Genomic DNA, 11,706 nt, shown 5'->3' with positions numbered 1-11,706 from the left:
CCACAGGGCGCCTTCGGTTGGTTCAGTTACACCACTTCTCGGGACACGATCTTCTTGCTCAACCAAGGCCAGCAATAGCCCGCGACCACACGAGCTTTGTTTCCGTGGTTTTTCTCGTTGATTGCGTCATGCATCGCCTGAGGTGAGTCGAACACCTTAAACTCGTACTCTTGGGTCTCAAGCGTCGGATTTGCCGTAGAGCGAATGCCTAGCGTGTCATCCAGCCATGCCAGGTAACCGTCAGAACCACTGCAGCGAAACTGCGAAGACAGCACGTGTTCTTCAACCACCGCACCCTTGGCTTTCGCAAAGGCGCGAATCGCCTGCTTGCTGCCGATATCGCTCAAGGTTACACGCTGGTCCTCATCAATGAAGAAAATGGAGCATTTCGCTGAGTCAATCAGCTCCTTGATCTGGTTCTCCCCAAGGTTTCCATAAAGCCCGCTTTTCTCATTCAGCCGATGAGCTTCGTCCACGATAAGCGCATCGAATGTGTTGGGCTCAGTGTCGATGAATGCCCCAGAGCCTGAAAAGAAATTCGAGAAATGGCTGCGCTTGATGGTGCCAACCAGTTTGCTTTCGTAGACCTTGCGAGGGGCGGCATTCTTGGAGACGTATTTGCTCATCAGCTTCAATTCGGTGAGCTTCACCAGCAGATTGATAGCCAGAACAGTTTTTCCGGTGCCCGGTCCACCTTCGATGATCATCACCTTGGGTGCTTGGTCCGAAGCCTCGCTTGCCGCCGCAAGCGCCGACTCAAAAATTGCTTTCTGATCGTCAATCAATACGAACTCGGGTTTGCCTTTCATCAACCCCGCGAGGGCCTCGGCTAGCGCCTTGGACGGGCGAATTTTTCCTTCGGACAGTTCGTAAAGAACCTCTTTGTTGTCGCCATGAGTTATATGCTTTTTCAGAAAGCTTCGGAGTTTACTGAGCTCTTCCGGGCCTTTCAGGAACAGTGGAGCCTTGCTGATGTGGGGCTCGTAGTGAGCCGAATCTATGATGCCGTCGCTGACATAGTTATGAAGGTAGGCACACGGACGGATTTCGATGCTTTTGTCATACACCGCCTCGTTGAAGCCTTCCAACAGCGCTGCATATGACCAAACCTGATAGGACGGGTGAATGGTCTCAATGAGGCCGCCACCCAACGCCGTTTTGACGATGGCGTCTTTGGTTGTGGCGTTGGCCTTGCTCCATTGCTTCAGCTCGATCAGTACGGCCTTTTTTGCCTGTTTTTCGTCGCGACCGGTGAGTAGAAAGTCGATTCGCTTCGACGACTGCGGAATGTGCAATTCAATGGCCAGGCCTGCATCGCTTGGGAGGCCCTCATCTCTAAGGACCTTGGCCATGTACGTCAGGGACCCTTGCCACGACCTGATTTCCGAGGAGCCAACGTTCTTGCCGGTAGCTTCCTTGTAATGCCTGAGGATCACTTCCTCAATGTCATCGTTATCGTTGTCTCTAAGAAATTGCTGTTTGGTCGCAGCGTAAACGATCACGGGTTGTCCTTAGGTGCGTGTTGGTCAGAGTCGGTCGTACTTTTTGCTGTTGCTTCTGGCTTTATCCACGGGGTACTTCTGGCCATTCGAGGCGAGTTTCTGTGTCACGGCCTCGTTGAGGTCAATGCCGAGTACACTGCTCAGGCGAACCAGGTACATGAATACGTCCGCCAGTTCATCCTTGACGGCTTGGCCGATTTCGGGGTCTGTTGCGGCGGAGATCGAGTCGGCATCGCTCATCCATTGGAAAATCTCGCACAGCTCGCCTACCTCTCCAGTGAGAGCCAGGATGAGATTTTTGGGAGAGTGGAATTGCTGCCAGTCGCGATCATCTGCGAAACGCTGAAGGGATGCGGCGAGCTTCACTACGTCAACCAGTGGCGCGGATGAGCTGTCTGAGTCACTCACGGTGCTATCTCTTGTGTATCAATGGAGGAGAAAAATCGTAGGAATGCGGCCGAGGATTGTAAGAGTTTTCTCTGTTACGTAGGGCTTTTTGTAGTTTTTATCCTTACGGACCTGCCGGCCAAGCTACTCTGCAGCGCTCGCATGCTAGCTAGGCACATGGCGAGATTGTTATGCAGTGCCTAGCTGGCGTTCCGGGCGTGATTAAGGAGGCTGGTGATAGCAGGACTGTGCAGCGAGACCTCGAGGCCAGTGCATTTGCGGTAAGTCTTAGCCTTTCGATAGTCAAATACACAGGTCGCTCCTTGCTGAAGCTGTGCTTGTCCATTCTGTGATTGACCTCCTAGCCTCACTCCATAGCCATGGATGCTGCTGTGGGTTTACGAATTCGACGTAAGGCTTGTCATAATTGGCTTTCTTGCTTGACACATGTGTGCAATTGGTTAGCATTGAAGGTCATATGCACGTGATACGCTGAGGAAGTAAAAATGCAGGTTAGATCGGAAGACATCATTGCGCTGATAGAAGCCTCTCTTGAAGCTAACTATTCCGATGTCCGCTCAGCCAGCAATAAGATCGCTAAATCTATAAGCAATTATGATTTAGAGTCGGCGCAAAAAATTAAGTCGATCTTGCGAAAGAGAGGTGTACCTCTTCAGAGTTCGGGGTACATGGAAAGTCTGCCGGTCGACACTAAATCACGCATGCCTTTGTTGGAGGAAGCCCAGTGGCCGGTGAGCCCCTTGTTTCTCAATGGTGATGCCAGAAATGTGTTTCAAACATTTATTGCTGATGTAATAAATATTGATGAGCTGATTTCACACGGGCTTGCAGGGCGCCTCAATCTTTTATTGTCGGGACCTCCAGGCACAGGCAAGACCTTGATTGCTGGTCACATAGCCGCTCAGCTTAATCGACCATTATATGTTGTTAGGCTTGAGTCAGTTATATCATCCCTGTTGGGAGATACTGCAAAAAATCTTCGGCAGATATTCGACTTTGCTCCCAAGAAGAATGCTATTCTTTTTTTGGATGAAGTGGACGCAGTAGCGAAACTTAGAGATGATCGTCACGAATTAGGTGAGCTAAAAAGAGTGGTTAATACCTTAATCCAGGGTTTAGACTCTCTTGATGATCACTCAGTTGTCATAGCAGCCACAAATCACTCTGGGTTATTAGATCCAGCAATTTGGCGGCGTTTTCCATACAAAATCAAATTCCAGACCCCAGATTGCGATATGAGAGAAAATCTCTGGAATCATTTTCTGTTTTTAGATTCTGGAGAAGAAGGTATAAACAAGCTTCTCGCAGAGTTGTCTGAAGGGCTCAGCGGCGCCGATATTGAGAGCATATCTATAGCCACGCGACGGAAATGCATATTATCAAAATCAGAAATAAATCTTGGTTCTGTAATCAGCGCGGTTGTCGAGAGCACTCTAGGGAATACCGCCATGCCAACAAATGGAGAGCTTTCAATTACTGAAAAGAAAAACATCTCTCGCTTGCTTCATCGAGAATACAATGTTACTCAAGTTGACTTGGCAAAAATTCTAAGTACTAGCCGACAAACCATATCAAGTTACTTAAAGGACTAAAAAGTGGCAGCCAATAATGGAACTCCGCTGATCAATCCGGTACTCAGTTTTTTAAGAAAGCCGGCACCTTCAGCAATTAAAGGGGGAGGGAAAAATGAGAAGGATGTACGACAAAATCGTCTTCTAGCTCAGAGAGCGAAGTTGTCAGAAGCCTTCGATAGCTTCAGTAAACAAGTGGGTGAAATTAAAACCCATGCAAATAAGACTCATCTTGTCGTAAGGATGTTCAGCGATTCGCACGCCTCTACTTGGACTCCAAAAGACATTTTTTCCAGTAACTATGGCTGCAGAATTGTGGCGCCGGCATTTGATGGCTATCTCTTGGAAAGCGATGTAAAGGCCTTCGATGTCATCTCAAAGCGTTTGAAAACCGCAAAAAATATTGTGGAGCGCGTTGATATATCGCGCGTGGAGTCAGTTAGCCTATTCAATGCCTTCGAAACTTTTCGTGGGAAAACTGCAGAAGAATTTTGGGGGGCTGAAGGGCAAGGAGATTGCAAGCAATTTAGTTTTTGGCTTCTTCCCTTCTCTAATGAGGAGGCTAGATTGTCAGTTGTTAGCGACTTATTAGAGCTATATCGGAAGAAGAAAATATCTTTTGGTGATGAACGGTTTTCAAACTTATTTGACGTCAAGGCGGAAAGTGAAGAGCCTGACGAAAGCATTGATCCGGTATTGCTGTATGCTTGCCAGCAATACCTTGAGTCAGGAATCGCTTCCTTCTCAGCTGAGGTGGACTCAGTACATACCCTCCAAGAGATTGCGGCGTCAGGGACAACATATCGTATTGAGCCTGTCTCAAGCATTACATCCAATTCAACTCCTCCGGGCCAGGGCGCTGAGCCAGATCTATCAAGCATATCTCCACAAGATCTCCCTATTGTTGTGGTAATTGATGGAGGGCGCTCGGCTGCAAGTTACAAACCGTTTGAATACTGGGCAGCTCCTCCTTTAATCGACGATTTTGTGGCAAATAGAATTCACGGTAATCAGATAACATCTCTCGTGTGTAACGGACATGCGTGGAACAATAACCTAAATCTTCCAGAATTGAATTGTCGGTTCGCAACCGTCCAAGCAATTGCAAAGGATGGAACGAAGAAACAGCCAACCCAGAATCAGTTCCTTAACTATTTGAAAGATGTTGCTGCTGCTACCAATACCTTTGCAAAGGTATGGAATCTGTCATTTAACGAAATAGCCCCGTCAGCGAACCCCAAAGAGATTAGTTTTCTTGGGCATGAGATCAATAAAATTGCTCGTGAGTATGGGATTTTACCGATTATTTCGATTGGCAACGTTTCAAGCTCCAACCTAAAAAAGTTATGTCCGCCTGCGGACTGTGAGGGAGCTTTGACGGTCAGCGGTCGTACTGCCAGTGCCGTGGGCGTCCCATCGCAAGCATGCTCACTTAGCTTGAAGGGGCCAGCCCCAGCAGGGATGAAAAAGCCGGACCTTTCATGGTTCTCAAGCCTTCGGATGATTGGCGGTGTTACTAACACTGGCACTAGTTTTAGTACAACTCTAATTTCTTCGCTTGCAGCTCATACTTTCTTCAATTTAAAGAATCCTACTCCAGACTTAGTACGTGCGCTATTAATTAATTGTGCGGAGCGTGATGAACATTGTCATGAGCTGGGGTGGGGAACCCCCTGGGCTCCAGATACAATGCCTTGGGTATGTAAAGAAGGAACAGTCACGCTGGCTTGGGTTTCTAAACTAAAAGCTGGCAGTGCTTACTATTGGAACGATTTACCCATCCCGCCGGAAATGATGGCCAGCGGTAAGCTTGTGGGGCGAGCCTCTCTAACCGCAATTATTAAACCTATTGTCTCAGGGTTAGGCGGAGTTAATTACTTCTCCACTCGCTTGCAAGTTGCGCTCCAAGCTAAGGGGCCTAGTGGCAAGACAATAAATCTTCTAGGGTCCATGCAGGAAGCAAAAGCTAAAGAGGAGAGTGCCAGAAAGGATCTTGCAAAATGGAGTCCGATCCGACGTCATGCAAATTCTTTTTCAGGACGGTCTATACAGGCCGGATCATTGAGGTTGCACGCTCGAATTTATGCTAGGGATCTTTATCAATTCGGTTTGGCAGATCATCACGAGCTGCCAGAGCAAGAAGTAGCATTCGTGCTAACTTTTCAAGCCCCGGATAATGCTCCAGGTATTTATAACTCAATGGTTGGTAAGTTGGCGGGTTACGTAGAAAATGCAACCAATCTGCAGACGGAGATTGAAATTGGAAGTTGAATCTGCTGGGGGTATGCTTATTTAAAGCTTCCGGAAATAGTACTACATACTTAATATTATCTAGGGGGTATATAGCCCCCTTTCTTATACAGCAGTACTTGACATGCTGTAGTTATTTACTATTTGTTAGGTTTTTAATATTAATGGTTTCTTTGGTCGATGAGTGAGTAGCCGCACGACCATTAGATTTTAACACTGTGTCGACTTGCTGTCTGGGTTTGCTATGCACACATACGATTTCTGCTTCGAGCCGATGCAGCCTTTCACACCAGACTGCAACAGGCCAAAGCAGATATTGACGCTATCTCAATACCCGTGCTTCAGTAAAGCACAGTATTCTTTAACAAATCCATCTCGTAAATAGAATTTGCGGTAAGCGTGCTCAACGATTTTGAAGTAATCCGACGGTACACCCCATGTGACAGAGTTCAAAAGCTTACCTTCATTTGCTTCTTCGCTATGAAAATCGTTGTACTTGACCAAGTCTGCAAATTGGAAGCCCAGAATTGATAGTTCACGATAGCATTGCAGCTCTTGCTCCGTAACAGGCGAACCACCCATATAGAAATCGCAGGGCTCAGGATTGTTTTGTACGTCAATGAGCTGCTGATCCCAGCTGAGTGTTAGCTGTTTGTAGCGTATATAGCTTTCTGGTCTCGGATCATTTGCATGCTGCTCTTTGCTCAGAACGCTTGAGGCAGTAGAGAAATCTTTATAAAGCGCAAAGTATGCTAGGGTAACTCCACATTCAACCGAGAAATCAATTGTTTGCTGTGCTGACTCTGGTGTCTCCCACTGACCGCCCAGCATGAAATAGGCCTTTGTGAGAATATCTGCAGATCGAAGTCGTGCAAAAAGTTCTGAAATTTGACGGTTGGTTACAGTTTGACTTGCAGCTTTACTCTTTTTTCTTCGCTCCTCACTTCCGTGCTCAATGCCGAATGCAAGCATGCGACACCCAGACTGTTGTAAGCGCTCTATGAAAGAGAAGCCCATACGTTCTTCGTAAGCAATGAAATCTTCAATGCGGAAAATCCCACGCCACCCAAATGATTCACCAGCCCGCTCTTTGATTTTGGTCAGGCCCTCAATGAAGTCGCTCGCCCATGCGAGTCCACTGTACTTGTTCGCTTGAGGCTTTCCATCGGATGCTATCTGCGGAAGCAAGTTATCATCTACGAACTGAATACGGAGTTCTGGATGTTGCAAAGCCAAGGCGTTAACCTCCATGAGGACATGCGAGACCTCTCGGCGAATTTCACCTCCACTTTTATCTTTTCGCTCGGTGCAAAAGGCACAATTCCAGTCGCAGCCTTGCGACATAACTACGTGAGCCTCATAGAAAGTAGTCGATTTTGCCCTGGTTCGCGCGGGCTCATACTGACCATTCTCATTGCGGTAAATGCGACGATCAATTATTACTTGCGGCCATGTGGTCGCTGATGAATCTTGTGAAATTGCCGGTATAACGTTGCCAGCCTCGACTCCACGACCAACCACATTCCAACTTTTCAAGTTTGGGGTAATGCCCGGTGCAAGGGGCCACTTCCCTGGGTTTTTCAAGCTGGCCACCAAAGAGGATAAATTTTCCACAGCATTTGCTGAAACTGCAAAGTCCCAGCTTGCTTGGGCGTCCTCTGTGTGCACAGTAGAAAACTGCCATGCATTTAGCTTGGCTGCCGGCCCGCCGATTACCAACGTAGTACTATGTGTTCTCTTGCGAATACCAACGAGCATATTCATCGTTGATTGTATTGTGGAAAATACGGTATTGAATCCTATCAGGTCGAAAGTTTGTGCTAGGCGCAATACCTCCGCACGGAGCCTTGGGAACCTATGACAGTCCGCTATCTGAACGTCGTGCCCTTGAGCCGCGAGATGAGAGGCCAGCAGGCCCAAGCCTAATGCTGGTGTACTGGTCCGCGATGCTCCGGATGCCGCATCATCGATTTCAATTGGAGGTAATACAAGCAAGACGCGCTTAACATTTTGGAGAGTATCAGCGCGCGTAACAGTAACCTCTGGATGCATACAGCCACGAAGTGTAGGCCCCACTTCACCTACGACTGGGCCAATCAACCATCTTGCGACGGGAAAGTCTAATACGCCTAAACGTACGGGCTTACCGGGTTCTGATGGAGATGCACACTCCTCTAGATAATGGCTCAGAAATTCCCGATGCAGCCATGGATGGCCTTCATCGGTGCTGATAGCCAAGTCCACAATCCTACCCAGCTCTTCATTCAGGGAGCGCTCTATTTTCAGCCCCCCCGCGGAGAAAGCAGCTTCTAGTCGACGTCGTAGGGTGTGAGAGAATGCTAGATGCAATGAGGCCCATCTAATACTTTCATCTTCATCAAGAGCCATTCTCCGTAAAGTTTCAAGAAGTACCTGCGTGGATAAGCTCGCGGTAGCAAATGCGGCGAATACACGCTTATCGCCACGCCAATGCCCCTTGACCTTGCCAGCGGTAGGGTAATACATATTTAAAAAACTAACACTCTGATCGGAAATTTGGCGAGCCGGATCCAGACCGTGCGCCATTAGCGCCAGGGTCGTAGGCGCTAATATAGGATCACTTGCGATGCTATCTGCAATATCATGGGAGAGTTTAGTTACTTTAATGCAGCGCTGATTTTCCATTCTAAAATTAGGATCAGCTTCAATTCCAGGAACAATTGTCGCGATCCCGGGATGTTTGTTTTCCAAACGTGCAAGTCGAATAGCGAACGAGGTGCCAAAATCTATTACACGAGCTGGTTCGAAAAACTTAGGAGCTATTTCGCTTGCCTGATTTAATATCTCACTGGCAAAGACGGATGAGTAGTAAAATAACTCTTTAGTCAAAAACGAATCTTTCCAAATGACCTTTAGCATAGGTTCTGAAAAGGACTCAGAGAACGCTCTGAAACTAGAGCATATATTTGCGCAAGCGGCCATGAACCGCCAGCACACGTCCATGTGTCCTGAGTCTCTTGCTGAGCTCGTCATAGCCATACGATCACCAATGGCACTACTGATATCACGCAGTTTCTCTTGCAGGTCGGCCCGATTATGCAAATCGGCGTTCTTACCCGCATCACTCAGACTATTGAAGGCTGTAGTCAAATCAGCCCAGTCCTCTTCGAGGTCTAATTGGCCCAGATTTTCAAGTATTCGTTCCAATACCTGACGAGACTCCTCCTGCTTTCGACCGACAGCTTGTCGGTTCGCCCAATGTACCGAGCCAGGAAAGTACCAGCCAGTACCTTCTAGTAAATCAGATGCGCAGCGCTTCCAGCTATATTCACGTTTTAGTAGGGATGCAACTTCGATAGCAGCTTGCTTTCGCGCCTCAAGGTTGCTTGTAATTGCAAGCAAAGCGTCAGCGCACTTATCGATATCTTCTTGGTTCGGCGTGCCTGCAGTCGTGCTGCCGCCAAGATTTACAAACTCAATGCTGTCGAATGAAACCTCTGGGAACTGGTGTTTCAGATCATCAATTAGCATCGCAAGTCCGGATTGACGCGAGCATACAAGGGGGATGCCTGCGCAAAGAGCCTCCCATCCACTCAAACCAAAACCTTCATGCCACGACGGCATCAACGCTACATGACAACTAGCCAAGCGTTGCCTTAGGGCTACTTGGTCATCGGAAAATGGCTCTGCATGAAGAGTAAAAGCAGCATTCTTGCTACCGATTTCTTTGAGCTCTTCCACCACAATTTTGTCGGAGCTTGGGTCTACTCCCCACGCAAAAAGTTGCCCACGTGCTAGCCAGGCCACAGCATCGATTTGCCGACCTCGTGAATATGCTTCTGCGAGTGCGTGGATGGCCAGTGTAGAATTCTTTATCGGATCGTCATCACGATTAAGTCGGCCAGAGATAAAAACTTGCAAATCGACGCGAGGGTCGTGGTGCTGCCACTTAATTTTTTCAACGCCGGGTATCAATGGCCTTACAGGTGATCTTGGTCGATTCTTGGCACTTCGCGCCGATGCGAAATTACGCTGTAGCAGAGGGCCCACGGCAAAAGCACAATCTGCAGCAGCAATGACTTCTCGCTGCTGCATCGAACGTGCAGTCACCTCATCCATGCTTTGCCCTTTCATAAAGGCATATGACGAATAGTCCATATGGCCTATAACGGCTGACTTAATGTCCGTCTCGCTAAGATGCTGACGAAGTTGGTTGGCGCAGTCGACGGCAGCTTGGCCTGTGATGACGTCATGTCCCACAACTAAAACGCCTTGCAATGTCTCTAAGTCTGATGTTGTACAATAGTTGGCAATTTTGTCAGCTATCTCGGATGCGGTGAACTCTTTCTGTTCTATAAGATTTACTCTTACTTCGCATCCTGTTTCCGGCAACCGATTTACAAAACAGTACGTCTGGCTTTCTTTGGGGAGTGCTTGGATCAAGCCTTCTGCTAAACCCTTGTTAAACACATTGAGGCCACCTAAATCACTTCCCCATCGGGTTGCAAGTAAAGCCACTACGTATGCCATCTCGGCTCCTAAATTACTCGATGTGCTTAGGTAGTCACGGCACGTTGTGTACCCTTGATGAGATACTGGGATCACAACGCTGATCAGCTGCCATTACTACATCTGCCTAATCCCAATCACGTATGATATGTGGTTTTGGTCGTTATCGACCATTAAACACTGGTTGGCGATTTTGCTACAGTTTAGCGACAGCACGAGAGCGCAGGTTGGATAGCGAATAACGGCTGCTTATCGCTGATAGCTGCCATCCGCTTATGGCAGTCACGCGGCGAATGCGCTCGGTCTTGACTGTCAAAATTAGGGATTCGCATGGCGGTTGAAGATCCAGGATTTTTTCAAGCGACGAGCGAGCAGCCGCACGGTCAGCAGGTAGCGATAGCGGGTCACCTCGCATCGTTCAGCTAAGCGGTGCTCAAGAAACCAAGCCACATGCTTTCTCTGCCAAGTCCAAGGTGTTTCTCGTTTCCAGCGCCCTGCGATTTCTGCCTGGATTATTTTTGCCTGTCGCACGTGGCGTTGCCGGGTTGCGTGCGAGCCGGTCAGAACGCCAGCCAAGAACAGCTCCATATCGAATGGTCTACTCATGCCCGGCCACCTATGTATGCCGCGATCACGTCAATGCGCCCGTGCCCCAGCTCGAAGCTGATTTGCCTACGAGCTTCACGATCAAGGCTCCTATCTAACTGGCAACAGTGACCGCCATTAATAGGCGCTCGGTGTTGGGTGATTTGCTCATAGCGCTCACATGCGTACGCCGCTCTTAGCTCATGGAAGCCTTTGAGGTTGTGTGCATGCAAGATGTCCCGCGCAGGGCGGATAATTTCTTGCAGAAGTTTCCGGTAGCTTTCGTGCGGCGCAACCAGGTTGTGGCTACCCACAGGCGATACCTGCCGTGAAAACCCAAGCGCCTCGCGAACATCGTCGTTCACCGCAATCCAACGCGGCGCCGAGGCACCGGCGCGACCGCCTTTGGTACCATCCTGAATATTGATCCTGCCTAGCTCGTTAGCCTCACGGCTTAGTCGTGGCAGATCCGCCAAGATGGCCTCACGCAAGCGCATGCCGGTGGCGCGCGCCAACAGAACGATTGCGGCGGCCCGTTGCTGATGATTTCGGCAAAGCGCATGGACGATCTCTTTAACTTGATCGCAGTCTTGGCCCTGAGGTACCGAGTGTCGAATCCCGGTGCGCTGCATGCCCAACGCCTTGCTCGGGCTTGGCAGTTTCACATGCTGATCACCGCGAAGCGCCGCCATGGTTCTGTTAACGCTGGATAAGCGGTTTTGTGCGGTGCTGACAGCAAGGTCACCGCGCCTAACCACGTCGCGCAGATACGCCGCATAGTCACCCAACACCTTCCGATCAATCTGCCGCGCATCATTGAAACCCGGCCCCTGTTCGGAACGGCACCATTCGACGAATGCCTGCCACCGATCACAGTGTGCCTTCACCGTGCCGTAGTGGCC

Annotated in this window: 6 protein-coding genes and 1 pseudogene; 2 read left to right on the top strand and 5 right to left on the bottom strand. The window is 48.9% G+C overall.

The window, feature by feature from the left end; genetic code table 11:
- Window positions 1-50 precede the first annotated feature (50 nt).
- A pseudogene (locus IAE38_RS23000) lies at window positions 51-1,502 on the bottom strand (DNA/RNA helicase domain-containing protein); the annotation flags it as partial.
- Between the two features lie 24 nt (window positions 1,503-1,526).
- Entirely contained in the window at window positions 1,527-1,910 is a 384-nt protein-coding gene (locus IAE38_RS22995) for a nucleotide pyrophosphohydrolase (protein WP_201219459.1), read from the bottom strand.
- 485 nt (window positions 1,911-2,395) lie between these two features.
- Here IAE38_RS22995 and IAE38_RS22990 point away from each other — a divergent pair, with 485 nt between their 5' ends.
- Together IAE38_RS22990 and IAE38_RS22985 are read left to right on the top strand one after the other, a co-directional pair.
- A complete protein-coding gene (locus IAE38_RS22990; RefSeq protein ID WP_028699919.1) occupies window positions 2,396-3,502 on the top strand; it encodes an AAA family ATPase in 1,107 nt (368 codons plus the stop codon).
- Window positions 3,503-3,505: 3 nt separating this feature from the next.
- A complete protein-coding gene (locus tag IAE38_RS22985) occupies window positions 3,506-5,752 on the top strand; it encodes a S8 family serine peptidase (RefSeq protein ID WP_201219457.1) in 2,247 nt (748 codons plus the stop codon).
- 306 nt (window positions 5,753-6,058) lie between these two features.
- Here IAE38_RS22985 and IAE38_RS22980 read toward each other — a convergent pair whose 3' ends face one another.
- The 3 genes from IAE38_RS22980 to IAE38_RS22970 all read right to left on the bottom strand — a co-directional run.
- Window positions 6,059-10,240 (bottom strand): radical SAM protein, encoded by a 4,182-nt coding sequence (locus tag IAE38_RS22980; protein WP_201219455.1) that lies wholly within the window; start codon window positions 10,238-10,240, stop codon window positions 6,059-6,061.
- Window positions 10,241-10,537: 297 nt separating this feature from the next.
- A complete protein-coding gene (locus IAE38_RS22975) occupies window positions 10,538-10,825 on the bottom strand; it encodes a hypothetical protein (protein ID WP_201219453.1) in 288 nt (95 codons plus the stop codon).
- Window positions 10,822-11,706 (bottom strand): integrase domain-containing protein (locus IAE38_RS22970; protein ID WP_201219451.1); only part of this gene is annotated, 885 nt, incomplete at its 5' end. The genes IAE38_RS22975 and IAE38_RS22970, both read right to left, overlap by 4 nt.

It is taken from the genome of Pseudomonas sp. S32 (assembly GCF_016648095.1).
Taxonomy (GTDB): Bacteria; Pseudomonadota; Gammaproteobacteria; order Pseudomonadales; family Pseudomonadaceae; genus Aquipseudomonas; species Aquipseudomonas parafulva.
This window is presented reverse-complemented; position numbering and strand designations above follow the sequence as displayed.